Below are 25,728 nucleotides of genomic sequence, written 5' to 3'. Positions count from 1 at the left end.
TTGTCAAGATCGATCCTGAAGCCCGGCTCGATCTGCACCGGCTCGACGACGCACCGGAAGGAGGGCTCCCGTGATCCAGGCGATCGACCGCGCGGCGAAGATCCTCGAACTGCTCCAGGGAGCACGCCATCTCGGCATCACCGACCTCGCGGCCGCCCTGAGCCTGCCGCCGTCGACCGTGCACGGAATCGTGAAGTCGCTGCGTTCGCACGGACTCGTCGCGAAGGAGCGCGGCGGCCAGCGCTACATGCTCGGACCCACGTTGCTGCGCCTGAGCAACGTGTACCTCGACACCCTCGACGTGCGCGCCAGGGCGATGCGCTGGACGCAGGAGCTCGCCCGCCGCACGAACCTCTCGGTGCGCCTCGGCGCCCCGCACTTCACCGACGTCCTCGTCATCCACCACAACCTGCGCCCCGACGACAGCCAGCAGATGCTGGAGACCGGCGTCGCGATCCCCGCGCACGCCTCGGCGATGGGCAAGGTGCTGCTCGCATACGACCTCGGCTTCCAGCAGAACGTGTTCGCCCAGCCGCTGCGCAGCCTCACCGGTGACACCATCACCGACATCGCCCGCGTGACGCTGGAGCTGCCCGCGATCGCCGAGCGCGGTACGGCGGGCGAGTTCGACGAAGCGGTGCTGGGCGAATCGTCTCTGGCCGCACCCGTCGCCGACGCCTCCAACGACATCGTCGCCGCGGTCGCCGTGGTGCTGCCGACCTCGCAGACGCCCGCCTCCGATGCGATCCTCAACGCTCTCCGCGAGACCGCCAGGAACATCTCGCGCGAACTCGGCGCGACCACCTGGCCGCCCCGCGTCGCCCCGGCCGACGAATGAGACCGCCGCTGCGCCCTCCGCTCAGCCGCGCACCGCGAGAGCGAAGGGCAGCACCGCCGTGGCCCCGGCCTGCCGGAGCACGCGCGCTGCCACCGTCATCGTCCACCTGCTGTCGACCAGATCGTCCACGAGCAGCACGGGGCCGGCCGGAACGTCGAGGTGCGCGGCGCTGAACCGATCCCAGAGCCCGGCGAGACGGAACACGCTGTTGCCACCCGGCTGACCCGTCGGGCCACCCCCGACGGGAGCGAGCGCCCGAGGTACGGCAGTCGTCCGATCTCGGCGAGACCTCGTGCCAGGGAGTCGACCAGCAGCGGATGCGACCGCGAAGGCATCGCGACGACCGCGACCGGACGCTCCGCCCACTCCCATCCCGCGAGCACCCGGATGCACCCCTGCAGCACAGACGGCGTCACGGGAGCATCGACGGCGCCCGCCGCGAACATCTCACGGAGCGTCCCACCCCAGCCCAGGTCGGTGAGCCGCGCCAGCGCCCTCCCCTCGACCGCCTGTTCCTCCGCGGGGATGCGCCCCTTCACGGGCACGTCGAGTCGCTCGGCTCCCGTGGGCCAGGCGCGGCGGGGCTCGATCGGCACCCCGACCCGGTCGAGAGACTCGGCGGCCTGTGTGCTCGCCGCCTCCCCGATCTCACGGGGGAACCACGCGCCGGCGCAGTTGTCGCACCTCCCGCACGGGGCAGCCGTGTCGTCGTCGAGCGCACGCTGCAGGAACTCCATGCGGCAGGCGTCCGTCTGCTCGTACTCGATCATGTGCTGCTGCTCGGCGACCCGCTCGGCGGCGATGCGCTCGTAGCGGTCCGCATCGTACGTCCACGGCTCTCCCGTCGCGACCCACCCGCCCTGCACGCGTCGCACGGCCCCGTCGACGTCGAGCACCTTGAGCAGCAGCTCCAGCGGCGTGCGGCGGATGTCGACCATCGCCTCGAGGGCGGGGGTGGAGGTCGGAGCCTCTCCGAGTGCCGCGATCACCCGTTCCGCACGCTCCCGATCCGGCATCGACGCCGTCGCGAAGTAGTGCCAGATGTCGCGATCCTCGACGCCCGGCAGCAGCAGCACGTCGGCGCTCTCGCTGGCACGACCGGCGCGTCCGACCTGCTGGTAGTACGCGACGGGCGACGAGGGGGCGCCGAGGTGCAGGACGAATCCGAGATCCGGCTTGTCGAACCCCATGCCGAGCGCACTCGTCGCGACCAGCGCCTTGACCTCGTTGCGCTTGAGCATCCCCTCCGACTCGGCGCGCTCGTCGGTGTCGGTCTGCCCCGTGTACGCGCGGACATCGTGGCCGTGGTCGCGCAGCAGTCGGGCGGTGTCGACGGCCGCCGCCACGGTGAGGGTGTAGATGATGCCGGAACCCGGGAGGTCGTCGAGGTGACTCAGCAGCCATGCCAGACGACTCGCCGAATCGCGCAACCGCAGCACGCCCAGCCGGAGCGACGTCCGGGCGAGCGGCCCGCGGATCGTGAGCACCGGTTCGGCCTCCTCCCCGCCTCCCTTATGGAGGGCGCCCAGTTGCTCGGCGACGTCGGCGACCACGCGGCTGTTCGCGGTCGCCGTGGTCGCGAGCACCGGCACGTCGGCGGGCATCTGCGCGATCAGGTCTCGCAGGCGTCGGTAGTCGGGACGGAAGTCGTGCCCCAGTCGCTGATGCAGTGCGCCTCGTCGACCACGAGCATGCCGATGCGGCGGACGAGAGCCGGCAGCTGCTGCTCCCGGAAGGCGGGATTGTTGAGGCGCTCGGGCGACACCAGCAGCACATCGACCTCGTCGCGGTCGAGTCGCGCGAGAACGTCGGTCCACTCGTGCGCATTGGTGGAGTTGATCGCGACCGCGCGCACGCCGGCTCGTTCGGCCGCAGCGATCTGGTCGCGCATGAGGGCGAGCAGCGGCGAGACCAGCACGGTCGGGCCCGCGCCCTCGCGCCGCAGCAGCAGCGTCGCCACGAAGTACACGGCCGACTTGCCCCACCCCGTCCGCTGCACGACGAGAGCGCGGCGACGCCCTTCGACCAGCGCCTCGATCGCCTCGTACTGCCCGTCGTGGAAGTCGGCGTCCGCGCGGCCGACGAGTTCGCGCAGCGCCGCCCGTGCGGCGTCGCGGGTGGCGGAGGGAGCGGCGGAGGTCATCCCTCCACTCTGCCCCACCCCGCCGACACGTGGTCCGGGCTCGCACAGGGAGCGGGGAACGGCGGGCACGTCCTCGTCGTCTAGCGTGAGGGGATGATCACACGCGAGCTCGCCGTCACGCTGCGAGATGCCGGACTCGTCTGGCACCCGGCCGAGGGCGACCGCTTCCAGCTCGACCTGTCGGACGACGTGGAGCTCGAAGCGGAAGCCGACGTCTTCACGGTGAGCGAGATGACGATCGAGGCCCGACGCACACCGACAGGCACCGATCTGGCGTTCAACGGCACCACGGAATGGGCGCTCGATGCCGTGACCCTCGCCGAGGCGGTGTGGCTGCCGAGGGAGGATCAGCTGCGCGAACTCCTGCGCGGAACGTTCCGCGCTCTGATGCGCCTCGACGACACGTTCCGCGTCGACGTCGACATCGCCGGCGACCTCCTCTCGTTCGAGCACCCCGACCCCTCCGAGGCGTACGGCCGCGCACTGCTCGAGCTGATCTCCCGCTCGCGCTGAGCGTCCGTCTTGAATCCGCTCATCCCGTGTGTCAGAATTACCTAACGATCGGTCAGTAAAGAAGACCGGATGCCGAGGAGTCGAAGATGACCAGTCCTGCAGACCTGTCCCTGGTGGGCGAGATCTCCGACGAGGAGCGCCTGTTCGACGAGCTCATCGCGAACGAGCAGCGCATCGAGCCTCGCGACTGGATGCCCGATGCCTACCGCAAGACCCTGATCAGACAGATCTCCCAGCATGCGCACTCCGAGATCATCGGGATGCAGCCGGAGGGGAACTGGATCACGCGCGCACCGAGCCTCAAGCGCAAGGCGATCCTCATGGCGAAGGTGCAGGACGAGGCGGGCCACGGGCTCTACCTCTACTCCGCCGCGCAGACCCTGGGCGCGACCCGCGACGAGATGATGGACCAGCTCATCAGCGGCACGGCCAAGTACTCGTCGATCTTCAACTACCCCACCCCGACCTGGGCCGACATGGGGGCCATCGGGTGGCTCGTCGACGGTGCGGCGATCTGCAACCAGGTGCCGCTGTGCCGTGCGTCGTACGGACCCTACGGCCGGGCCATGGTCCGCGTCTGCAAGGAGGAGTCTTTCCATCAGCGGCAGGGCTTCGAGATCCTCCTCACGCTCATGCGCGGAACAGAGGAGCAGCGGCGGATGGCGCAGGACGCGGTGAACCGCTGGTACTGGCCGAGCCTGGCGATGTTCGGACCGCCCGACGACCAGTCACCCAACTCGGCGCAGTCGATGAAGTGGAAGATCAAGCGGTTCTCGAACGACGAGCTGCGTCAGCGCTTCGTGGGGATGCTGGTGCCCCAGGCCGAGATCCTCGGCGTCACGCTTCCCGACCCCGACCTGCGCTTCGATGAGACGACCGGGGAGTACGCGATCGGAGAGATCGACTGGGACGAGTTCTTCGAGGTGCTGCGCGGCAACGGACCCTGCAACGCCGAGCGCCTGGAGCGCCGCCGCACGGCGCACGAGGAAGGCGCATGGGTGCGCGAGGCCGCAGCCGAGTACGCCCGCAAACAGGCGTTGAAGGCGAAGGCGGTGGCGTGATGACGACGCCGGGAGCAGACGAGCGCGAGCCGTGGCCGCTGTGGGAGGTGTTCGTCCGTGCGAACCGCGGGCTGAGCCACGTGCATGTGGGTTCCCTGCACGCCCCCGATGCCGAGATGGCGATCCGCAACGCCCGTGACCTCTACACCCGTCGCGGTGAGGGCGTCTCGATCTGGGTCGCTCCGGCCGAGGCGATCACCACGAGCGACCCCGACGCCAAGGGCGCGTACTTCGAGAGCCCCGCAGGCAAGAACTACCGGCACGCGGTGTACTACACGGCCTCCGAGGGAGTGCCGCACCTGTGAGCGCCGCGCCTGACGACCTCGACGTCCACGGCGACGTCTCCGTCGACGAGCTCCGCCTCTCGCAGGAGCTGTCGGGAACCGGGGCGGTCGCCGCGTCGGCCGACGTCGCCGAGTACGCCATGCGGCTCGGCGACGATGCGCTGATCCTCTCGCAACAGCTGGGTGCGTGGATCTCCCGTGCTCCCGAGCTGGAGGAGGATGTGGCGCTGGGCAACATCGCCCTCGACCTCCTCGGTCACGCCAGGTCTTTCCTGCACTATGCCGGCTCGTACGACGGCCGCAGCGAAGACGAGCTCGCGTTCTTCCGCGACGAGCCCGAGTTCCGCTGCGCATGGATCGTGCAGCAGCCCAACGGCGACTTCGCCCAGACGATCGCCCGGCAGTTCGTGGTCGCCACGTACATGTTCGAGCTCTACGCCGCGCTGCGCGCGAGCAGCGACGCGACCTTCGCGGCGATCGCCGAGAAGTCGCTCAAGGAGGTCGACTACCACCGCGACCACGCCGTGCAGTGGGTGCTGCGCCTCGCCGGCGGCACCGAGGAGTCCCGCACGCGGATGATCCGCGCGATCGGCGACGTCTGGCCGTACGTCGACGAGCTGTTCCGCGACGACGACCTGATCGACCGCCTCGGCGATGCGGCCGTGCGCCCGTCGACCCTCCGCGTCGGATTCGACCGGGTGGTCGAGACGGTCTTCGCCGAAGCCGAGGTGGTGACGCCCGCCGTCGCCGCTTCGTCCGCCGGTGGTCGACGGGGCGCGCACGCCACGCCGCTCGGGCACATCCTCGCCGAGATGCAGGTGCTCGCACGACGGCATCCGGGGGCATCATGGTGACCCGCACTCCCACCCAGGACGCGTGGGCCATCGCCGCCGCTGTTCCCGACCCCGAGGTGCCGGTGCTCACGATCGAAGACCTCGGCGTGCTGCGTGCCGTCGAGGTCGAAGGCTCCCGCGTGCGTGTCGACATCACACCGACATACAGCGGCTGCCCTGCCATGGACACCATCCGCGACGACGTGCTCCTCGCCCTGACCGCTGCGGGCTACGACGAGGTGGAGGTCCGCCTCGTCCTCTCCCCGCGTGGACCACGGACTGGATGACGGAGGCGGGCAAGAGCAAGCTCGCGGAGTACGGCATCGCGCCTCCCTCCGGCCGTGCCGCGTTGTCGAGCGGTCCGATCCGGCTGACGCTGAGCGTGCGCTGCCCGCGCTGCGGGTCGCTCGACACCCGCGAGGTCTCGCACTTCGGTTCCACCTCGTGCAAAGCCCTGTTCGAGTGCCGCGCCTGCCTCGAGCCCTTCGACCACTTCAAGGTGCATTGACATGTCGCTCTTCACCTCCGCCCCGGCACCGACGCCGCGCACGACGCCCGCGCGTGCGACGGCGCCCGCGCACGCGCGCGCTTCCACACGCTCACGGTCGAAGACGTGCGCCCGCTCACCGACGATGCGGTCGAGGTGACCTTCACGGTGCCCGCGGCCCTCGCCGACGACTACGACCATCTCCGGGGGGCAGTATGTCGCGCTGCGCACCACGCTCGACGGTGTGGAGGTGCGGCGCTCGTACTCGTTGTGCCGCGCACCGGAGCACAGGGACGACGGGCAGGACACGAGACTGAGCGTCGCGGTGAAGCGCGACGAGGGCGGACTGTTCTCGACCTGGGCGCAGACCGGACTCCACCCGGGATTCGAGATCGACGTCATGAGCCCGCAGGGCACCTTCACCTCGGGGCTCGACGACCTCGATCACCGGCACGTGGTCGGCATCGCCGCGGGGTCGGGCATCACGCCGCTGATGGCGCTCGCGCACACCGTCCTTACCCGGTCGGACACCTCCCGATTCACGCTGCTGTACACCAACCGCGCGACGCTCGACGTGATGTTCCTCGAAGACCTCGCCGACCTCAAGGACCGCTACCCCACCAGGCTCGTGCTGCACCATGTGCTGTCCCGCGAGCAGCGGACCGCGCCGGTGCTCTCCGGTCGTATCGACGAGGAGAAGCTCCGCACGATCCTCGACGCCCTCATCCCGCCGACGACCGTCGACGAGTGGTTCCTGTGCGGGCCGCTCGCCCTGGTCGACCTGTGCCGCGAGGTCCTGGCGGACCAGGGCGTCGACCGCTCGCACATCCGCTTCGAGCTGTTCACGACCGGCGACGAACCGGCACGCGCGGCCAGACCGGTGCAGGTGCGGGCGGGCGAGAAGACCGTGCGCATCGAGGTCACCCTCGACGGCGTCTCCTCGACCGTGGAGAGTCCGGTCGACGCCCACGAGTCGGTGCTCAACGCAGCGCTCCGCGTGCGGCCTGACGCTCCGTTCGCATGTGCCGGAGGGGTGTGCGGCACCTGTCGAGCACGCGTGCTGGAGGGCAGCGTGATCATGACGGAGAACTACGCCCTGGAGCCGGATGAGCTCGAGCGCGGGTTCGTGCTCACCTGCCAGTCCCACCCGACGAGCGACCGTGTGGTCGTGGATTACGACGTCTGATCAGGAGCCCCGATGATCGATCTCACCATCGCCGACGACGTGGCGACGATCGTGCTGAACGCGCCGGCGAAGCTGAACGCACTGGACGAGCAGGCGCTGGGCGAGCTGGATGCGGCCTACGAGGCTGCGGAGGCGGCGGGCGTGTGGGCCCTCGTGCTCCGCGGCGAAGGACGCGCGTTCTGCGCCGGGCGCGACATCTCGGGCGTCGATCCCCGGGACGACGACGTGCTCGGCTACCTGGGCGGCATCGTGACCCCGTTGCTGCAGCGCATGGCGCGGTTCCCCGCGCCGACGTTCGCCGCCGCCCACGGAGCATGCCTGGGCGTCGGCCTCGGGCTGCTGATCGCGACCGACGTGGTCTACGTCGCCGAGTCCGCGAAGATCGGCTCCCCGTTCGCCGCGCTGGGAGCGACACTCGACTCCGGCGGGCACGCCCTCTTCCTCGATCGACTCGGCGCCCACAAGACGCTCGACCTGATCTACACGGGCCGGCTCATGAGCGGCACGGAGGCCGTCGCGTCCGGCTTGTTCTCCCGGGTCTTCCCGGACGACGAGGTGACACAGGCGACGACGGACGCCGCCACCACGGCCGCCCGCGGGGCCACGGCGGCGTTCCTCGCCAGCAAGGACCTGATCGCACGGATCCGCGATGAGCGGCTCACGCTGTGGGACGCGGTCGGCATCGAGAACACGGCGCAAGCCGCCCTGTGCGACACCGACGACTACCGCGAAGGGTTCGCCGCGTTCCAGGAGAAGCGCAAGCCGCAGTTCCGCGGGCGCTGAGCACGCCCTCCGCCGCTGCCGCCCCGCCCGTCGCGTCGGCCGCATCAGGCGAACACGCCGCATCAGGCAGTTCTCCCGAGAACCGGCCTGATCCGGCGCGTCTGCCTGCGCCCGGTGCGATGCGGATGTCGGACCTCGATGCGAGAATGCCCAGATGATGCTCGCAGAGCTCGTCACCACCGCCGACCGCGTCGGGGCCACCTCGTCGCGGCTCGCCAAGATCGATGCCATCGCCGACCTGCTCGCACGCGCCGATCCGACCGAACTGCCCGCCGTGACGGGTCTCCTGCTCGCGGCGCCCCGCCAGGGACGATTGGGCGTCGGATGGCGCGGACTCTCGACCATCGAGATCGCGCACGCCGACGAGTCCGCGCTGACCGTCGGCGACGTCGACACGTCGCTCGACGCCCTCGCTGCCGCATCCGGCACGGGCTCCGCAGCGGCGCGCACCGGGATCCTCGCCGACCTCGCGTCTCGGGCGACGGCGACGGAGTGGGACTTCCTGGTGCGCGCGATGCTCGGCGAGCTGCGCACCGGCGCCCTGTCCGGCGTGCTCCTCGATGCCATCGCCCGCGCAGCGGAACGCCCACCGCCGTCGTCCGTCGCGCCGCGATGCTCTCGGGCGACCTCGGCGAGACCGCCCGCATCGCTCTGACCGAACCCCTCGGTGTGCTCGAGGCGGTCGGGCTGCAGGTCGGTCGCCCGGTCCTGCCCATGCTCGCGGCGACGGCGGCGAGTCCCTCGGCGGCGCTCGAGGTCACGGGCGAAGCCTCGGTCGAGTACAAGCTCGACGGCGCCCGCATCCAGGTGCACCGCCGTGGCGACGAGGTCGGCGTCTACACCCGGAGTCTGGCCGACATCACTCACCGTGTGCCCGAGATCGTCGAGATCGTGCGCTCCCTGCCGGCACACGACCTCATCCTCGACGGCGAGACGCTGTCGCTCGATGAGGACGGAGGGCCGCGCCCGTTCCAGGAGACCATGTCGAGGTTCGGCGCCGAGGTGTCACGTGAGCTCGTGCTGCGGCCCTGGTTCTTCGACGTGCTGCACGTCGACGGGCGGGATCTGCTCGACGAGCCTCTCGTCACACGCCTGTCAGAGCTCGAACGCGTGGCCGGAGACTGGCGGATGCCCGGCGTCGTGACCGACGATCCCGCTGCCGCCGAGCAGCTGTCGCTCGACGCCCTCGCCGCGGGGCACGGGGGTCGTGGTCAAGGCGATCGACGCGCCCTATGCCGCCGGCCGCCGCGGCTCCTCCTGGATCAAGGTCAAGCCCGTCCTGACGTTCGACCTCGTGGTCCTGGGGGCGGAGTGGGGATCGGGCCGACGCCGAGGCTGGCTGTCGAACCTGCACCTGGGAGCGCGCGATCCCGAAGGCGAGTTCGCCGACCCCGGTGGCTTCGTCATGGTCGGCAAGACCTTCAAGGGTCTCACCGACGAGCTGCTGCGCTGGCAGACGGAGCACTTCCCCGAGCATGAGACGCACCGCACGGCATCCACGGTGTTCCTGCGCCCGGAGATCGTGGTCGAGATCGCGATCGACGGGGTACAGCGCTCTCCGCGATATCCAGGCGGCATCGCCCTGCGCTTCGCCAGGGTGAAGGGCTACCGGGACGACAAGTCACCGGCGGAGGCGGACACGATCCAGTCGCTGCGATCGCTGCTGCGAGGCTGACCGCTCCCGACGTCAGGCGGAAGGGGCGAGCCCCTGGTCCTCTTCGCGCACCGTGCCGCGGAACGACCACGGGAAGTCGATCCAGAGGTCGGTGTCCTTCCAGGCGTAGTCGGGCTGGATGATCGTCGAAGGCTTGGTGAAGATCGTCACCGAGCGCACGTCGGCACCCTTGTCCTTCAGCAGCTGCACGGCGAGGGCGAGCGTGCGCCCGGAGTCGGCGACATCGTCGACGAGCAGGACGCGACGGCCATCCAGGTACGCCATGTCGAGTTCGGGGGGAAGCACCTCGGGTGCATCCAGGACCGTGCCGATGCCGGTGTAGAACTCGACGTTGATCGCCCCGCAGTTCTTGGCGCCGAGACCGTACGCGATCGCTCCGGCCGGCAGCAGACCGCCGCGGGCGATGGCGACGACCACCTCCGGCATGAAGCCGCTGTCGAGGATGCTCCGCGCCAGCTCGCGCGTCGCCGCTCCGAATCCGTCCCAGGTGAGCGTCTCCCGCTCGATCGCTGCATCAGTCATCGGCCCATTCTCGCGTATCCGAGGCGCGCGACCCGTCGGTAGACTGAACGGGTCCGGCCCGGCCGGTGCCTGAAAAAGAGGCACGAAGCACTCCGTGAAGACGCGGAGGCGAGACACATACGGATCCCGCAGTTCCTCCGTCCCTGTCTCGAAAGGCCTCCGCATGCCCACCGTCTCCGCGCACGTCGCTCTCACCCTCGCCCAGCACATCGACGCCGTCTTCGGGGTGATGGGCAACGGCAACGCCTACTTCCTCGACGCCCTCGAGACGCAGACCGACGCCGTGTTCACCGCCGTCCGACACGAACAGGGCGCCGTGGTCGCCGCGGATGCGCACTTCCGCGCTTCCGGACGGATCGCCGCCGGCACGTCCACGTACGGCGCCGGGTTCACGAACACCCTGACCGCTCTCGCCGAAGCCGTGCAGGCGCACGTCCCGCTCGTGCTCGTGGTCGGCGACGAGCCCACCTCGGGCCCGCGCCCGTGGGACGTCGACCAGATCGCGCTCGCCTCCGCCGTCGGCGCACGCACGTACACGGTCGGACGCGCGGATGCCGCAGCGACCACGGTCATCGCGATCGAGCACGCCCTCACCTATCGCGTCCCGGTCGTCCTGGCCATCCCGTATGACGTCGCCGCGCTCGAGGCCGGCGAGGTGCCGGAGGCCCCGTCCCCTCGCATCCCCGCACCGCTCGCGCCGCGAGGTGAATTCGCCGAAGGGATGCTCGACGAGATCGCCGAGGCCCTGCGTGGCGCACGCCGCCCGTTCCTGCTGGCCGGCCGGGGCGCATGGCTGTCCGGCGCGAGCACCGCGCTCGGCGAGCTCGCCGCGGCGACGGGGGCGCTCACCGCCTCGTCCGCCCTCGGCCGCGGTGTCTTCCCCGAGTCCCGGTACGACCTCGGGGTGACGGGAGGGTTCGGCGCAGACGGGGCCATGGACCTCGTCCGCACGGCCGACGTCGCGGTGGTCTTCGGCGCCTCGCTCAACCAGTTCACGATGCGCTTCGGCGAGCTGTTCGCTCCGGGGACCCGGGTGTTCCAGATCGACACGGCTCCGGCGGCGACGCACGCCCACGTCGGCGGGTTCGTGCGCGCCGATGCGCGGCTGGCCGCCGAGGCCCTCGTCCGCCGTCTCGGCCCGGTCACGACGACGACCTCGTGGCGCGAGTCGGTCGACGTGACCGCGGCACGTGCCTACGAGCCCGGAGACGAGCGCGCTGCAGACGGGCGCCTCGACCCGCGGTCGGCGGCGCGCCGCATCGCCGAACTCCTGCCGGAAGACCGCGTCGTGGTGTCAGACGGCGGGCACTTCATCGGCTGGGCGAACATGTACTGGCCCGTCGCCGCTCCCGATCGCATGATGATGGTCGGCACCGCGTTCCAGTCGATCGGTCAGGGGTGGCCGAGCGTCGTCGGGGCCGCCCTCGCGCGGCGGGAGTCCACCATCGTGCTGACCTCGGGCGACGGCGGCGGACTGATGGCGATCGCCGACCTCGAATCCGCCGTCCGCGCGGCCGGCGGTCGGGGCATGGCGGTCGTGTGGAACGACGCGGCATACGGCGCCGAGGTCAATCTCTATGGCCTCAAGGGCCTGGCAGAGGGGCCGATGCGCATCCCGGAGGTCGACTTCGCGGCATTCGGTGCGGCCGTGGGCGCGGAGGGCGTCGCGGTGCGCACCCTCGCCGACCTCGACCGGCTCGCGACCTGGACGGCGGAGGACCCCGCGTCCCGCCGATTCCTGCTCCTCGACCTCCGCATCTCGGGCGATGTCATCGCTCCGTACCAGCAGGAGATCATCCGCGTGAACTCCTGAGGGGCATCTGACCCAGGCTCTCTCGCTGCGCCCGCTCACGGCTGGCACGCGCTCTACGCCGAGCGCTACCCGCACGCCGGGGGCGACCGGCACTACGCGCGGATGGCTCGAGAACGCCTCGGGCTTCAAGATCGAGGTCGTCGCCGACTACTAGGCGCCGTAGTCAGGCAACTGCTGCAGTGTCCAGGAGTTGCCGTCGGGGTCGTCGAACGAGACGAAGCGCCCCCACGCCAGCTCCTCGACGCCCCGCGCCCCGACGCCGAGCCCCTGGAGATGGGCCAGAGCCTCGTCGGCGTCCGGCACGACCACCTGGATCGTGTTCTGCTTTCCCGGCTCGAGGTCGATGCCCAATCCGGTGCCGAACGCAATCGAGCATGCCGACCCCGGGGGTGTCATCTGCACGAACCGCAGCCCTTCGACGGGCGTCTGATCCCAGTCCGGGGTGAAACCGATCTTCTCGTAGAACTCCTTCGACCGGTCGACATCGGTGACCGGGACGAAGATGAGCTCGATCTTCCAGTCCATCGCGCACTCCTCCTGTCGGGCGCCGTCGCCCGTCGGAGCCCACGGTACGCGCGGCCTCCGACACCGCACCAGACTCCGCGCGGGACGACCGGGCGCCACCGCCCGGCCGCCGTGTCAGATCCAGCCCTTGTCGAGCGCGATCCGCACGGCCTGCGCCCGGTTCGCCGCGCCGGTCTTCCCGATAGCCGCGGAGAGGTGGTTCCGCACGGTCCCCGCCGACAGGAACACCTCCGCCGCGATGGCCGCAGCCGAGCGTCCGTCGGCGGCCAGGCGCAGGACCTGGCGCTCCCGATCGCTCAGCGGGTTCGCGCCGTCGAACAGGCTGTCGGCCGCGAGCGCCGGATCCAGCACCCGCAAACCGGAATGCACCCGGCGAACCGCCTCGGCCAATTGCTCCGCGGGGGTGTCCTTCACGATGAACCCGCTGGCTCCGGCGTCCAGAGCCGAACGCAGGTAGCCCGGACGCGCGAACGTCGTCACGACGAGGATGCGCGTCTCCGGACTCACCTCGCGGATGCGGCGCGTCGCCTCGACGCCGTCCATGCCCGGCATCTGGACGTCCATCAGGCACACATCCGGCCGCAGCTCCTCCGCGAGTCGCAGCGCCTCCGCACCGTCGGATGCCATACCGATCACGGCGAGGTCAGGCTCCAGATCGAGCAGCGCGCCCAGCGCACCGCGCACCAGCGCCTGGTCGTCCGCGATCAGCAGCCGGATGCCGCCGGCCTCCCCCGCGGCCGTCACCACGTCACCTCCACCCTGGTGCCCGACCCCTCGGATTCCCGCGCCGCGGTGATCAGGAAACCCGCACCCGCCTCCGCCGCGCGTTCGCGCATGCCGCGGATGCCGTTGCCCGCGCCGTCACCTGCGCCCTCCGCCATGCCGATCCCGTCGTCTTCGACCACCAGCCGACCCGGCGCCAGCAGCACCCGCACGGTGTGCGCCTCGGAATGGCGCAGCGTGTTGGTCGTCGCCTCGCGCAGGATCCAGCTCGCGGTGATCGCCTGCACCGGCGACAGAGTCGCGGGCTCCCCGTCGACGCGCAGGTCGATATCGGCCGCACGGAGCGAGTCCCGCGACGACGCGAGCTGTTCGACGAGCGTCGTCGCCCGCGCGCCAGCCACCGACGACCGCACCCCGGCGATCGCCTCGGCGGTCAGCCGCTCGATGTCGGCGAGTTCGGCCTTGGCCCGCCCCGGATCGGAATCCATGAGGCGGCGCACGAGCTGCGCCTTGAGCCCGACGACGGTCAGCGAGTGGCCGATCAGGTCGTGCACGTCGCGGGCGACAGCTTCGCGCCCCTCACTCGTCGCCAGCTCGAGCCCGAGCTGTTCGGCCTCGGCGGAGCGGATGATGAGCCAGGTCGACACCGTGTTGACCACGCCGAGCAGCCCGATGATAGCCAGCACCGACAGGTAGCTGAGTCCTCCGGGGAGGAGGAAGACGCACAGCGCCGCGATCGCCACGGATGCGATCGTCGTGATCCAGTGCCAGACGCGCGTCAGGCCGTACGAGGCGAACGACATGATGAACGGCAGGAAGCTGAGCGCGGATCCGCCCTCGGCCGGCACGGAGACGACCGCGCATGCGATGAGCGCCGCGAACGTGATCCACTGGCGGGTCGACGGCGGTCGTCCGAGTCCCCCGCCGCCGCGCATGCCGTGCATGAAGCCGGTGACGTAGAGCACGACGAACAGCACGAGGGCCGTCCAGCCGACGACCACCCAGGCGACCGACGCCTCGGAGCGGAGCAGCGCGAGAACCGGGTACACGAGGAAGACCAGCCAGATCACGGCCATGAGCCAGCCGAACCGCGCCCAGGGGTTCTTCCCCACCGGTCCACGCGCAGCCCGCGCTCCTGGAGCCGCCCAGGCCGCCGGGGCGCGCCGAGCGCGGCGAGATCGGCGGCGTCGCGCGAAAGCCGAGCGCGCCCCTGACCGTCCGGGGTGGAATGCTGCGTCATCCGTCCAACCTACTGTCGTCGTCCGGTGCGTCCGGCGTCTTACTGCCGCGCTCTGGAGCGCTTCACGCCCATCATGACCAGCACCACGAAGACCGCGAGCCAGACCGCGACGTTGAGGAAGAGCATCCACAACGGGTCGGTCTGCCCGGTCGTGAGCACACCCTCGGTGAGCGGCCACCGGCTGAGCGCGACGAAGCCGTACAGGGGTGTGAACCGGGCGATGTCGAGCATCACGCCGTCGAGCGGCATGAAGACGTTCCCGAAGAACGCGAAGAAGGTCATCGAGATCGAGGCGAGGGCCGCCGCCGAGTCCGAGCTGAAGAAGAGTCCGACCCCGAGTCCGAACAGGCCGTACATCAGGCCGAGGCCGAGGATGATCCCTGCTGTGGCGACCCAGCGCCAGGCGTCGTCGGCGTGCGCTCCGGTCATCATCCCCGCGGCGAAGACCGCGACGAGCGCGAGCGCCGCGAACGCGACGGAGGTGAGCAGCTTGGTCATCGCGTAGCCGGCGGTGGTGAGCGGTGACATCGCGAGCTGGCGACCCCACCCCTGCTTCGCCTCGGTCGCCGCGAGCGAGGTCAGCGAGCTCATCGCGACCGCCGTCCCGTATGCGGCCATCGACGTCATGACGTAGAACGAGACGTTGCCGTGCCCCGCCGAGAGAGAGCCGTAGCCCATCCCGGCGCCGAACAGCAGATACATCGCGACCGGCATCGCCAGGGTGAACGCGAGCGTGTACGGGTTGCGCAGCTGGCGGACGCCTTCGATGCGCAGCATGGTGGGTGAGACGAGCATGTCAGTTCTCCGTGAGGGCCGTGAAGGCGGTTTCGAGGGTGGGTGCGGCGATCTCGAGGTCGTGAGCGCCGCCGTCGAGCAGGATGCGGGCGGCGGCGTCGGAGTCGGTCGCGCGGAGGCTGAGCCGGTCGCCGTCCACGCGGACGGCGCTGACCCCTCCATGGCCCGCAGGGTCGTGGTCAACACGGTCGATGCCGGGTCGACCGTCGCCGAGACGGTCCGCTCCCCCAGGCTCGCGCGCAGCGACGCGGTCGGCGCGTCCGCCACGACCGTTCCCCGATGCATGACGACGGTCCGCCGGGCGAACTGCTCCGCCTCCTCCAGGTAGTGGGTGGCGAAGATGATCGTGCGCCCCGCGTCCGCATCGGCCCGCATCACATCCCAGAAGTGTCGGCGCGCGGTGACGTCCATGCCGGCTGTCGGCTCGTCGAGCACGAGGATGTCGGGGTCGGAGACCATCGCGAGGGCGAACTTCACGCGCTGCTGCTCGCCGCCTGAGCACTTCGACACCCTCCGGCGCGCGAGGTGCTCGAGGTCGGCGCGCGCCATGACCTCGGCCACACGATCCAGCGCGTCGGCGCCGTACAGCGAGGCGATGAGTCGGACCGTCTCCCCGACCGTCAGATCGCCGAGGAGTCCGCCCGTCTGGAGCACGGCGCCGATCGCCCCGCCAGATGTGGCCTGCTCCGGGGTGACACCGAGCACGCGCACCGAACCGCTGCTGGGTGCGCTGAGCCCGAGCAGCATGTCGAGCGTGGTGGTCTTGCCCGCGCCGTTCGGACCGAGCAGCGCGACGACCTCTCCGCGTCGGATCGACAGGTTCACCCCGTCGACGGCCTGGACGCGGCGGTCTCCCGTTCCGAAGTGGCGGGTGACGTCGTCGAGCTCGAGCACCACGGGGGCGTCCGCCGAGGTGTCGGATGCCGGTCGCGCGACGGCCCGCGTCGCCGGCTCGTGCACAGAGGAGTTGTTCATGCCTCCAGCCTCGCGGCGTCGCGGCTGCAGGACCGGAGGGCGGTGTCATCTCCTCGGCATGACACGTGTCATGCCGAGGGATGCGTCACTGCGCCGGGAGGAACGCCCCTGCAGGAACTCCTCGAGCTCCGCGGTCGCATTCAGCGGGAAGATCGCCGCGACGTACTGGTCGGGCCGCACCACGACGACCACGCCGTCACGCGACAGCTCCCGTGCGTCGAAGATGTCGGTCGCGCACCACTTGCTGGGCCCTGCCGCGTAGACCTTCTCCCAGTCGGTGAGCCCGAGGGGTCCCGTCTTCGGCTGGAAGAGCGCCGGCGCCGAGGTCACCTCGACCTCCTCGAACGGCTGCGGGTACACGGCCTTCACGTCGAAGACCGCGTCGACGTCGGCGTCGGCCGGGGTGAAACGCGCGAACACGGGCTCGGCCGCTGCCGCCCAGGTGGCGAGCGCCTCGCCGGTGCGGTCGCCGAAGGCGTACACCCGCCAGCGCCCGTCGGCCTTGGCGTGGTGCCCGAGGTGCACGACGTTGCCGTCGCCTACCCGCACGACCTCGGCCGACTTGAACCGTTTGCCCAGCGGGAACCCGCCGGCGAGCGCCTGGTGCGCGCCCGTCCCGGTGATCATCGACGAGGTGTACTGGGTCATGAAGCCGGAGGGGAACTCGGCCGTGGCGAGGTAGTAGGTCGCGAGCTCGTTGGGGTCGGAGATCTCCTCGGGCTTGCGCGCCATCAGGCTCGACCACTCGCGGTCGAAGTCGATCAGCTGCTGAGCCACCGGCCGCCGCTCGGCACCATACGTGGCCAGCAGCGACTCCGGCGCGCGACCGGTGAGCACCGAGCCGAGCTTCCACCCGAGGTTGAACCCGTCCTGCATCGAGACGTTCATGCCCTGTCCCGCCTTCGCGCTGTGCGTGTGGCAGGCGTCTCCGGTGAGGAACACGTGCGGCGTGCGGCCGGAGTCGTCGATCACGTCGTCGAAGCCGTCGGTGACGCGGTGGCCGACCTCGTACACGCTGTGCCAGGCGACCTGCTTCACGTCGAGCGTGTACGGGTGCAGGATGTCGTTCGCGCGGCGGATGATCTCCTCGATGGGCGTCTGCCGCACCCGGTGGTCGTCGTCTTCCGCGACCTCGCCGAGGTCGATGTACATGCGCGACAGGTAACCGCCCTCACGCGGGATGTGCAGGATGTTCCCGGCCTCGGAGTTGATCGCGCACTTGGTGCGCCAGTCGGGGAAGTCGGTGTTGACCAGGACATCCATCACTCCCCACGCGTGCGCGGCGGAGGCCCCGACGTGTGTGCGACCGATGGCCTGGCGCACACCGCTGCGGGCGCCGTCGCTGCCGACGACGAACTTCGCCTTGATCGTGCGCTCTTCGCCGGCGCGCTCCCCTCCGACGTACCGGATCCGCACCTCGACCGGGTGCTCTCCGTCGTCGTGCACGGTGAGTCCGACGAACTCGACCCCGTAGTCCGGCACGATGCGGCCGGGGCCGTGTGCCGCCGCTTCGGCGAAGTAGTCCAGCACCCGCGCCTGGTTGACGATCAGGTGCGGGAACTCGCAGATGTCGTAGGCGTAGTCCGCGGTCCGGGTGGTGCGCACGATCTCGCGCGGGTTCTCCGGGTTCGGGCCCCAGAAGTTCATCCAGCCGATGTTGTACGCCTCGGCGATGATGCGCTCGGCGAATCCGAAGGCCTGGAAGGTCTCGACGCTGCGCGGCTGGATGCCGTCGGCCTGGCCGAGCGGAAGGCGACCCTCGCGCTTCTCGATGATGCGGGTGGCGATGCCGGGGTACTGCGACATCTGCGCGGCGAGCAGCATCCCGGCGGGGCCGGAGCCGACGATGAGCACGTCGATCTCTTCGGGGATGTCGGTCGGGCGATCGGCGCCGATGCCCGCGGCGTCCTGCACGCGCGGGTCGGCGGAGACATAACCGTGGTGGTGGAACTGCATCGTCGTCGATTCCTTCCGGACGTCTTCGTCGGGTCTTGCGTCCTGACAGCGAGTGTTCTATATTCGAACACGCTGTTCTACTATTGAACACAGCGTAATGCGCGCCGCCCGCGATCGCAAGGAGCTGCCCATGCCCGACAGCGCGACGACCTCCCCCGCCTCCCAGACGCTCAGCCGCGGCATCCGGATCCTGGAGGTGCTCGCAGACGCCCGTGAACCCCTGATGATCGACGAGATCGCGAGCCGACTCGGCGTCCACCGATCCATCGCCTACCGCCTGCTGCGCACACTGGAGGACCACAGTCTCGTCACCCGCGACGCTGCCGGGGCCGTCAGCCTGGGGGCCCGTATGGCCGCACTCGCCGCCGGCGTCGCCCACGACCTGCAAGCCGAAGCCCTTCCCGAACTCACCGCGATCGCCAACGACCTCGGCATGACCTGCTTCCTCGCCGTGCTCGACGGCGAGGAGTGCATCACCCTCGCGAGCGTGGAGCCGCGACACCCGGTCGCGAGCGTCGCGCAGCGCCCCGGCGCCCGGCATCCCGTCACGGTGGGGGCGCCGGGCAAGGCGATCCTGGCGCAGCTCTCCGACGCGGAATGGCCGAGAGAGGCCCCCGCCTCACTGGCCGCCGACGTCGACGCGGCCAGGAGCCGCGGGTACGCCACGAGTCACGATGAGGTCATACCCACCGTGCAGGCTGTGGCGGTCCCGCTCGTCCTGCGGGGCCAGCGCCCTTCGGCGATCGCCGTGCTGCACGTCGCGACCGACCTCGACGACGCCGAGATCGCCGCACGTCTGCAGCGATCGGCCGCCGTGATCCGCGAAGCGCTCGACGGCTGACCAGGGCGGCATGGCGACGCCCCGCCGCGCGTCGGCCGACACGGGAGCACCGTGTCGGCCGCGCACGCGACGGGAGCGCCGCTCGGGGGGTCAGGCCTTGGCGAGTCCGTAGATCGGGCTGACGGACTGCTCCTCCTCGTGATCGGGTCCGAGGGGGATGCCGGAGCGGTCGCGCAGCAGCAGCGTCGCGATCAGCCCGAGAACGGTCATGCCCGCCAGGTACCACGTCACGCCCTGCGTCGAACCGGTCGCCTGCACGATGGCCGTGGCGATGGTGGGCGCGAACGCCCCACCGGCGATCGCACCGATCGCGTACGAGATCGAGACCCCGGAGAAGCGGATGCTGGCGGGGAAGAGCTCCGCGTACAGCGCGGCCTGGGGGCCGTAGGTGAATCCGAGGCCGATCGTGAGGAGCGCGAGTCCGGCGAACAGCAGGCCGATCTGCCCCGTGTTCACCAGCGGGAACAGGGAGAACACGCCGACCAGCTGCAGCACCCAGCCGATGATGTACGTCGTGCGCCGGCCGATCCGGTCGCAGACCCATCCGGCGAGCAGCGTGGTGAGCAGCCAGGTCACGGCGGAACCGGCGACCGCCCACAGCACGGCTCCGGGCGCGAGTCCGATCGGACCTGCGGGGTCGGTGGCGTAACGCTGGATGTATCCGCCGGTGGTCATGTAGCCGACGGCGTTGTTGCCGGCGAAGACGAGCGCCGCGATGATCACCAGGAGCAGGTGCTTGCGGAACAGCTGCGCGATCGGCATCCGCGCCTTCTCCTTGCGCTCGGCCAGCTCGGTGAAGACCGGGCTCTCCTCGACCTTGCGTCGGACGTAGTAGCCGACGAGGATCAGCACGACGCTGAGCAGGAAGGGCACGCGCCAGCCCCAGATGGCGAACTGCTCGCCGGGGGCGATCGCCGTCATCAGCGCCATCACTCCCGAGGCGAGCAGCAGACCGAGCGGAACACCGATCTGCGGCGATGCGCCGAAGATGCCCCGCCTCTTGCGCGGTGCGTGCTCGACGGCCATGAGCACGGCGCCGCCCCACTCGCCACCGGCCGAGATGCCCTGGATGATGCGCAGGAGCACGAGCAGGATCGGTGCCGTGAGGCCGATGGTCTCGTACGTGGGCAGGAGCCCGATGAGCGCGGTCGCCGCCCCCATCAGGATGAGCGTCCACATCAGGACGGTCTTGCGTCCGAGCTTGTCTCCGTAGTGCCCGGCGAGGAAGGCGCCGAGCGGGCGGAAGAGGAAGCTCACACCGACGGTGGCGAACGCGATCAGCGCACTGTCCGCGCCGAGCGGCTCGAAGAACAGCTGCCCGAACACGAGTCCGACCGCTGTCGCGTAGATGAAGAAGTCGTACCACTCGACCGTGGTTCCGACGACGGTGGCGAACACGACTCGACGGCGATCAGCCGCTGTCGCGATGGTTCCGGTGGGCGTGAACCCATCCTGTGACTGCCCGCTCATGGGGTGTCTCCTTTGATTGTGACCGCATTGTCACGGCGCGCATCGGGAGTGAACCCGAAGTGCTTGCCGAGGGGTGAACCGATGATATATGATTTCGAATACGACGCACAAGGCGTCCGCAATACACCGCAGACGAGCGCGAGGAGGCGCCCCGTGACGGAAACACTCCACCGCCCCGGCAAGATCATCGCGATCCATCTGAGCTACGCCTCCCGTGCCGATCAGCGCGGTCGGCGCCCGGCATCCCCCTCCTACTTCTTCAAGCCGGCGAGTTCCCTCGGCGTCTCCGGCGGCACGGTCGAACGGCCGGCCGGAACCGAACTGCTCGCGTTCGAAGGCGAGATCGCCCTGGTGATCGGCACGGCCGCGCGCCGCGTGTCGCTCGACGAGGCCTGGGCCCATGTCGGCGCGGTCACGGCCTCGAACGACCTCGGCCTGTACGACCTGCGCGCGAACGACAAGGGCTCCAACGTCCGCTCCAAGGGCGGCGACGGCTACACACCCCTCGGCCCCGAGCTCATCGACGCCCGCACGGTCGACCCCACGGCCCTGCGGGTCAGGGCGTGGGTCAACGGCGAGCTGCGTCAGGACGACACGACAGCCGGACTCATCTTCCCGCTCGCACAGCTCGTGGCCGACCTCTCCCAGCACTTCACGCTCGAACCGGGCGACGTCATCCTCACCGGCACGCCGGCGGGGTCCTCGGTCATCGTGCCGGGCGATGTCGTCGAGGTCGAGGTGGATGCGCCTGATGCTCCTGGCGCTCCGACCTCCGGGCGTCTGGTCACCACCGTGACCCAGGGCGAGATCCCGTTCGACGCGGACCTCGGGTCCCTGCCCGCCGTGGACGATCTGCAGCGCACCGAGGCCTGGGGCTCGGCCGAGGCCGCCGGGCTCGCACCCACCACCGGTGAGGGGTCAGAGAACGCCGCGCGCCCTCCTGCCGATACGGCGATTCCTGCCCCCTCACGCCTCTCCCCCGAACTGCGAGCCCTGCTCCTCGAGGCTCCGACGGCCGGGCTCTCGGCGCAGCTGCGCAAGCGCGGCCACCACTCCTGCTTCGTCGACGGCGTGTCCGTCAACATCCCCGGCCGCAAGATCGTCGGCACCGCGAAGACGCTGCGCGCTTCGTCCCCTTCCGCGAAGACCTCTTCCGTTCGCACGGCGGCGGCTACAACGCGCAGAAGCGCGCGTTCGACGCGGTGGAAGACGGCGAGGTCATCGTGATCGAAGCGCGCGGCGATGCCACCACCGGCACCCTCGGCGACATCCTCGCCCTGCGCGCGAAGACCAGGGGCGCGGCCGGTGTCGTGACAGACGGCGGCGTGCGCGACTTCGATGCGGTCGCCGAGATCGGGCTGCCGGTGTTCTCGCAGGGGGCCCATCCCTCCGTGCTCGGACGCAAGCACGTGCCGTGGGACGTCGACGTCACCATCTCCTGCGGCGGTGCGACCGTGCAGCCCGGCGACATCATCGTCGGCGACAGCGACGGCGTGATCGTCATCCCGCCGTCCCTGGCGGCAGAGGTCGCTGCGGACGCCGTGGCGCAGGAGATCGAAGACGCCTGGATCGCCGAACAGGTTGCCGCCGGGCATCCGGTCGACGGTCTCTTCCCGCTCAACGCGGAGTGGCGAGCACGCTACGAGGCGGCGACGGGCGGCACGCGATGACGACCACGTCCGCCAGCAAGTCCGAGGTCGCGTACGACTGGATCCGCTCCCGCATCACCGGGCACATGTTCAGTCCCGGGTATCGCCTGGTGCTGGGTTCTCTCGCCGATGACCTGAAGATGAGCGTCGTCCCGGTGCGCGAGGCGATCCGTCGCCTCGAAGCGGAGGGGCTGGTGACTTTCGAGCGCAACGTCGGAGCGCGTGTGACGCTCGTCGACGAGAGCGAGTACGCGCACACCATGCAGACCCTCGGGCTCGTCGAGGGGTCGGCGACCGCGCTCTCCGCCCCGTTCCTCGACGAGGACGCCCTGGACGAGGCCGCCCGCATCAACGAGCGGATGTCGCAGATGCTCGACCACCTCGACGCGCACGCATTCACCGAACTCAACCGCCAGTTCCACTCGGTCCTGTTCGAGCCGTGCCCCAACCCGCATCTCCTCGACCTCGTGCACCGCGGCTGGTCACGGCTGTCGGCCATCCGCGATTCGACCTTCGCGTCGGTCCCCGGACGAGCCCAGCACTCGGTCGAGGAGCACACCGAGATCCTCGAGCTCATCCGCGCGGACGCAGACCCGCTCGAGATCGAGCTCGCCGCCCGCAACCACCGCTGGCGCACCATGGACGCGTTCCTCGATGCGCTGCACACCCGTTCCGCCCAGACGATCTCAGCCCAGACGACCGGAGACCTCTCATGACCGATTCGCGCATCCCCGCCGACCTCCCGGACCACATCCAGCACTACATCGACGGCGCGTTCGTCGACTCCATCGACGGCGACACGTTCGACGTGCTCGACCCGGTGACGAACCAGACCTACACGACGGCCGCCGCCGGCAAGAAGGCCGACATCGAGCTCGCGGTCGCCGCAGCGAAGCGCGCCTTCGACGAGGGACCATGGCCGCGCATGCTCCCCCGCGAGCGCTCGCGTGTCCTGCACAGGATCGCCGACATCGTCGAGTCCCGCGATGCGCGCCTCGCCGAGCTGGAGTCCTACGACTCCGGCCTGCCGATCACCCAGGCACTGGGCCAGGCTCGTCGCGCCGCCGAGAACTTCCGCTTCTTCGCCGACCTGATCGTGGCCCAGTCCGATGACGCCTTCAAGGTGCCCGGCCGTCAGATGAACTACGTCAACCGCAAGCCGATCGGGGTCGCCGGCCTCATCACGCCGTGGAACACGCCGTTCATGCTCGAGTCCTGGAAGCTGGGACCCGCTCTCGCGACCGGCAACACGGTCGTCCTCAAGCCTGCCGAGTTCACGCCGCTCTCCGCCTCGCTGTGGGCGGGCATCTTCGAAGAGGCGGGACTCCCGAAGGGCGTCTTCAACCTCGTGAACGGTCTCGGCGAGGATGCGGGCGACGCACTCGTCAAGCACCCCGACGTGCCGCTCATCTCCTTCACGGGCGAGAGCCGCACCGGACAGATCATCTTCGGCAACGCCGCCCCGTTCCTCAAGGGCCTGTCGATGGAGCTCGGTGGCAAGTCGCCGGCCGTGGTCTTCGCCGACGCCGACCTCGAGGCTGCCGTGGACGCCACGATCTTCGGCGTCTTCTCCCTCAACGGCGAGCGCTGCACGGCGGGGTCGCGCATCCTCGTCGAGCGCTCGATCTACGAGGAGTTCGTCGAGCGGTATGCCGCTCAGGCGAAGCGCGTCAAGGTCGGCTACCCGCACGACCCCGAGACCGAGGTCGGCGCGCTCGTGCACCCCGAGCACTACGACAAGGTGATGAGCTATGTCGAGATCGGCAAGGGCGAGGGACGCCTGGTCGCCGGCGGCGGTCGCCCCGAGGGCTTCGACGAGGGCAACTTCGTCGCGCCGACCGTGTTCGCCGATGTCTCCCCCGACGCCCGGATCTTCCAGGAGGAGATCTTCGGTCCGGTCGTGGCGATCACGCCCTTCGACTCCGATGAAGAGGCGCTGTCGCTCGCGAACAACACCAAGTACGGGCTCGCCGCCTACATCTGGACGAACGACCTCAAGCGTGCGCACAACTTCGCGCAGTCGGTCGAGGCCGGGATGGTGTGGCTGAACAGCAACAACGTGCGCGACCTCCGCACCCCGTTCGGCGGCGTGAAGGCCTCGGGCCTCGGTCATGAGGGCGGCTACCGCTCGATCGACTTCTACACCGACCAGCAGAGCGTGCACATCACGCTCGGGCCCGCACACAACCCGACCTTCGGCAAGAACTGACCCACCGCAGGAAGAAGCAAGGACGCTGACATGACCGACAAGACGGCAAAGACCCTCACCTCCTCCGGCTACTACGTGTCGCAGGAGGCACCGATCCAGTCCGACAACCCCGTCGCGACTCCGAAGGCCACCCCGCCCGACATCCTGCGCTGCGCGTACATGGAGATCGTGGTGACCGACCTGGCCGCTTCGCGCCAGTTCTACGTCGACATCCTCGGTCTCTACGTGACCGAAGAGGACGACGAGGCGATCTACCTGCGGTCGACCGAGGAGTTCATCCACCACAACCTCGTACTGCGCAAGGGCCCGATCGCCGCCGTCGCGGCATTCTCCTATCGTGTGCGCTCGACGGACGACCTCGACCGCGCCGTGGAGTTCTACACCGAACTCGGATGCGACGTGCGCCGCAACGAGAACGGCTTCGTGAAGGGCATCGGCGACTCGGTGCGTGTGGTCGATCCGCTCGGCTTCCCGTACGAGTTCTTCTATGCCACCGACCACGTCGAGCGCCTGTCCTGGCGGTACGACCTGCACACCCCGGGTGAGCTCGTGCGCCTCGACCACTTCAACCAGGTGACCCCCGACGTGCCCCGCGCCGTGCGGCACTACCAGGACCTCGGTTTCCGCGTGACGGAGGACATCCAGGACGACGAGGGCACCGTGTACGCCGCGTGGATGCGCCGCAAGCCCACGGTGCACGACACCGCAGCCACCGGTGGCGACGGGCCCCGCATGCACCATGTCGCCTTCGCCACGCACGAGAAGCACAACATCCTCGCGATCTGCGACAAGCTCGGGGCGCTCCGCCGCTCCGACGCGATCGAGCGCGGTCCGGGTCGCCACGGCGTCTCGAACGCCTTCTACCTGTACCTGCGCGACCCCGACGGCCACCGCGTCGAGATCTACACGCAGGACTACTACACGGGCGACCCCGACAACCCGGTCGTCACGTGGGACGTGCACGACAACCAGCGCCGTGACTGGTGGGGCACCCCGGTCGTCCCCTCCTGGTACACCGACGCTTCACTCGTGCTCGACCTCGACGGCAACCCGCAGCCGGTGATCGCGCGCACCGATTCGAGCGAGATGGCGGTGACCATCGGCGCCGACGGCTTCTCCTACACCCGCGCGGACGAGGGCGAGAAGTCGATGCCCGAGTACAAGCAGGGCGAGTACAAGCTGGGCCACCAGCTCTAAGGAGGCTCGG

At 70.0% G+C, this 25,728-nt stretch carries 18 protein-coding genes and 6 pseudogenes; 16 read left to right on the top strand and 8 right to left on the bottom strand.

The features are described 5' to 3' along the window. The first annotated feature begins 70 nt into the window (after positions 1-70). Positions 71-838, top strand: a complete 768-nt coding sequence (locus tag G4G29_RS06165) for an IclR family transcriptional regulator (RefSeq protein ID WP_183152188.1) — start codon at positions 71-73, stop codon at positions 836-838. A 21-nt stretch (positions 839-859) separates the two neighbouring features. Here G4G29_RS06165 and G4G29_RS06160 read toward each other — a convergent pair. Beyond that, positions 860-2,981 (bottom strand): annotated as a pseudogene (locus G4G29_RS06160) (DEAD/DEAH box helicase). 93 nt (positions 2,982-3,074) lie between these two features. Here G4G29_RS06160 and G4G29_RS06155 point away from each other — a divergent pair. From G4G29_RS06155 to G4G29_RS06120, 8 genes and pseudogenes are all read left to right on the top strand, one after another. Then, positions 3,075-3,494, top strand: coding sequence for a pilus assembly protein CpaE (locus G4G29_RS06155; protein ID WP_183152187.1), 420 nt, complete (start codon positions 3,075-3,077; stop codon positions 3,492-3,494). Between the two features lie 86 nt (positions 3,495-3,580). Further along, complete coding sequence (gene paaA, locus G4G29_RS06150; protein ID WP_183152186.1) at positions 3,581-4,555, top strand: 1,2-phenylacetyl-CoA epoxidase subunit PaaA; 975 nt, start codon at positions 3,581-3,583, stop codon at positions 4,553-4,555. Next, positions 4,555-4,860, top strand: a complete 306-nt coding sequence (gene paaB, locus G4G29_RS06145) for a 1,2-phenylacetyl-CoA epoxidase subunit PaaB (RefSeq protein ID WP_183152185.1) — start codon at positions 4,555-4,557, stop codon at positions 4,858-4,860. The genes paaA and paaB overlap by 1 nt, the downstream gene beginning before the upstream one ends. Next, on the top strand, positions 4,857-5,693 hold the full coding sequence (paaC, locus tag G4G29_RS06140; protein WP_183152184.1) for a 1,2-phenylacetyl-CoA epoxidase subunit PaaC: 837 nt from the start codon (positions 4,857-4,859) through the stop codon (positions 5,691-5,693). The genes paaB and paaC overlap by 4 nt, the downstream gene beginning before the upstream one ends. Then, a pseudogene (gene paaD, locus G4G29_RS06135) lies at positions 5,687-6,180 on the top strand (1,2-phenylacetyl-CoA epoxidase subunit PaaD). Before paaC ends, paaD begins: the two are co-directional and overlap by 7 nt. A 105-nt stretch (positions 6,181-6,285) precedes the next feature. Next, a pseudogene (paaE, locus tag G4G29_RS06130) lies at positions 6,286-7,345 on the top strand (1,2-phenylacetyl-CoA epoxidase subunit PaaE). Between the two features lie 12 nt (positions 7,346-7,357). Further along, complete coding sequence (locus G4G29_RS06125; RefSeq protein WP_183152183.1) at positions 7,358-8,128, top strand: enoyl-CoA hydratase/isomerase family protein; 771 nt, start codon at positions 7,358-7,360, stop codon at positions 8,126-8,128. 154 nt (positions 8,129-8,282) lie between these two features. Then, positions 8,283-9,803 (top strand): annotated as a pseudogene (locus tag G4G29_RS06120) (ATP-dependent DNA ligase). Between the two features lie 12 nt (positions 9,804-9,815). Here the strand turns inward: G4G29_RS06120 and G4G29_RS06115 are convergent. Continuing rightward, a complete protein-coding gene (locus G4G29_RS06115; protein ID WP_183152182.1) occupies positions 9,816-10,325 on the bottom strand; it encodes a phosphoribosyltransferase in 510 nt (169 codons plus the stop codon). A 163-nt stretch (positions 10,326-10,488) separates the two neighbouring features. Between G4G29_RS06115 and G4G29_RS06110 the strand changes: the two genes are divergently transcribed. Next, a complete protein-coding gene (locus G4G29_RS06110) occupies positions 10,489-12,138 on the top strand; it encodes a thiamine pyrophosphate-binding protein (RefSeq protein WP_183152181.1) in 1,650 nt (549 codons plus the stop codon). A 24-nt stretch (positions 12,139-12,162) separates the two neighbouring features. Beyond that, positions 12,163-12,292 (top strand): annotated as a pseudogene (locus G4G29_RS21475) (glyoxalase); the annotation flags it as partial. Here the strand turns inward: G4G29_RS21475 and G4G29_RS06105 are convergent. The 5 genes from G4G29_RS06105 to G4G29_RS06080 all read right to left on the bottom strand — a co-directional run bounded on the left by G4G29_RS06105 (position 12,289) and on the right by G4G29_RS06080 (position 18,352). Then, on the bottom strand, positions 12,289-12,663 hold the full coding sequence (locus tag G4G29_RS06105; RefSeq protein ID WP_183152180.1) for a VOC family protein: 375 nt from the start codon (positions 12,661-12,663) through the stop codon (positions 12,289-12,291). The pseudogene G4G29_RS21475 and the gene G4G29_RS06105 overlap by 4 nt on opposite strands. Positions 12,664-12,777: 114 nt before the next feature. Continuing rightward, positions 12,778-13,410: a response regulator transcription factor gene (locus tag G4G29_RS06100; RefSeq protein ID WP_244632450.1), complete on the bottom strand. Its 633-nt coding sequence runs from the start codon at positions 13,408-13,410 to the stop codon at positions 12,778-12,780. After that, complete coding sequence (locus G4G29_RS06095) at positions 13,404-14,498, bottom strand: histidine kinase (protein ID WP_244632449.1); 1,095 nt, start codon at positions 14,496-14,498, stop codon at positions 13,404-13,406. The genes G4G29_RS06100 and G4G29_RS06095 overlap by 7 nt, the downstream gene beginning before the upstream one ends. Positions 14,499-14,665: 167 nt before the next feature. After that, complete coding sequence (locus tag G4G29_RS21470) at positions 14,666-16,396, bottom strand: ABC transporter ATP-binding protein/permease (RefSeq protein WP_244632448.1); 1,731 nt, start codon at positions 16,394-16,396, stop codon at positions 14,666-14,668. Between the two features lie 45 nt (positions 16,397-16,441). Continuing rightward, on the bottom strand, positions 16,442-18,352 hold the full coding sequence (locus G4G29_RS06080) for an FAD-dependent monooxygenase (protein ID WP_183152178.1): 1,911 nt from the start codon (positions 18,350-18,352) through the stop codon (positions 16,442-16,444). Positions 18,353-18,482: 130 nt separating this feature from the next. Here G4G29_RS06080 and G4G29_RS06075 point away from each other — a divergent pair, with 130 nt between their 5' ends. After that, on the top strand, positions 18,483-19,193 hold the full coding sequence (locus G4G29_RS06075; RefSeq protein WP_183152177.1) for an IclR family transcriptional regulator: 711 nt from the start codon (positions 18,483-18,485) through the stop codon (positions 19,191-19,193). A 90-nt stretch (positions 19,194-19,283) separates the two neighbouring features. On the opposite strand, the gene G4G29_RS06070 is transcribed toward G4G29_RS06075, so the two are convergent. Beyond that, positions 19,284-20,663, bottom strand: a complete 1,380-nt coding sequence (locus G4G29_RS06070; protein ID WP_183152176.1) for an MFS transporter — start codon at positions 20,661-20,663, stop codon at positions 19,284-19,286. A gap of 153 nt (positions 20,664-20,816) precedes the next feature. Between G4G29_RS06070 and G4G29_RS06065 the strand changes: the two are divergent. The 4 genes and pseudogenes from G4G29_RS06065 to hpaD all read left to right on the top strand — a co-directional run bounded on the left by G4G29_RS06065 (position 20,817) and on the right by hpaD (position 25,718). Continuing rightward, a pseudogene (locus G4G29_RS06065) lies at positions 20,817-22,333 on the top strand (fumarylacetoacetate hydrolase family protein). Next, positions 22,330-23,028 carry a GntR family transcriptional regulator gene (locus G4G29_RS06060; protein WP_183152175.1) on the top strand — a complete coding sequence of 233 codons (699 nt, stop codon included), beginning with the start codon at positions 22,330-22,332 and terminating at the stop codon, positions 23,026-23,028. The pseudogene G4G29_RS06065 and the gene G4G29_RS06060 overlap by 4 nt, the downstream one beginning before the upstream one ends. Next, positions 23,025-24,521: a 5-carboxymethyl-2-hydroxymuconate semialdehyde dehydrogenase gene (hpaE, locus tag G4G29_RS06055; protein ID WP_183152174.1), complete on the top strand. Its 1,497-nt coding sequence runs from the start codon at positions 23,025-23,027 to the stop codon at positions 24,519-24,521. Before G4G29_RS06060 ends, hpaE begins: the two co-directional genes overlap by 4 nt. 30 nt (positions 24,522-24,551) lie before the next feature. Beyond that, positions 24,552-25,718 (top strand): 3,4-dihydroxyphenylacetate 2,3-dioxygenase, encoded by a 1,167-nt coding sequence (gene hpaD, locus G4G29_RS06050; RefSeq protein ID WP_183152173.1) that lies wholly within the window; start codon positions 24,552-24,554, stop codon positions 25,716-25,718. The last annotated feature ends 10 nt before the right edge of the window (positions 25,719-25,728 follow it).

Source organism: Microbacterium sp. Se63.02b (assembly GCF_014171575.1).
GTDB lineage: Bacteria > Actinomycetota > Actinomycetes > Actinomycetales > Microbacteriaceae > Microbacterium.
The sequence above is the reverse complement of the archived record's forward strand: the minus strand, read 5'-3'. Positions and strand labels throughout refer to the sequence as shown.

Excerpts from the sequence above, each read along its gene's own strand:
- G4G29_RS06155 (WP_183152187.1), top strand. The coding sequence starts at position 3,075 with ATGATCACACGCGAGCTCGCCGTCACGCTGCGAGATGCCGGACTCGTC.
- paaA (WP_183152186.1), top strand. The coding sequence starts at position 3,581 with ATGACCAGTCCTGCAGACCTGTCCCTGGTGGGCGAGATCTCCGACGAG.
- paaB (WP_183152185.1), top strand. The coding sequence starts at position 4,555 with ATGACGACGCCGGGAGCAGACGAGCGCGAGCCGTGGCCGCTGTGGGAG.
- G4G29_RS06125 (WP_183152183.1), top strand. The coding sequence starts at position 7,358 with ATGATCGATCTCACCATCGCCGACGACGTGGCGACGATCGTGCTGAAC.
- G4G29_RS06115 (WP_183152182.1), bottom strand. The coding sequence starts at position 10,325 with ATGACTGATGCAGCGATCGAGCGGGAGACGCTCACCTGGGACGGATTC.
- G4G29_RS06110 (WP_183152181.1), top strand. The coding sequence starts at position 10,489 with ATGCCCACCGTCTCCGCGCACGTCGCTCTCACCCTCGCCCAGCACATC.
- G4G29_RS06105 (WP_183152180.1), bottom strand. The coding sequence starts at position 12,663 with ATGGACTGGAAGATCGAGCTCATCTTCGTCCCGGTCACCGATGTCGAC.
- G4G29_RS21470 (WP_244632448.1), bottom strand. The coding sequence starts at position 16,396 with ATGAACAACTCCTCTGTGCACGAGCCGGCGACGCGGGCCGTCGCGCGA.
- G4G29_RS06080 (WP_183152178.1), bottom strand. The coding sequence starts at position 18,352 with ATGCAGTTCCACCACCACGGTTATGTCTCCGCCGACCCGCGCGTGCAG.
- G4G29_RS06075 (WP_183152177.1), top strand. The coding sequence starts at position 18,483 with ATGCCCGACAGCGCGACGACCTCCCCCGCCTCCCAGACGCTCAGCCGC.
- G4G29_RS06070 (WP_183152176.1), bottom strand. The coding sequence starts at position 20,663 with ATGAGCGGGCAGTCACAGGATGGGTTCACGCCCACCGGAACCATCGCG.
- G4G29_RS06060 (WP_183152175.1), top strand. The coding sequence starts at position 22,330 with ATGACGACCACGTCCGCCAGCAAGTCCGAGGTCGCGTACGACTGGATC.
- hpaE (WP_183152174.1), top strand. The coding sequence starts at position 23,025 with ATGACCGATTCGCGCATCCCCGCCGACCTCCCGGACCACATCCAGCAC.
- hpaD (WP_183152173.1), top strand. The coding sequence starts at position 24,552 with ATGACCGACAAGACGGCAAAGACCCTCACCTCCTCCGGCTACTACGTG.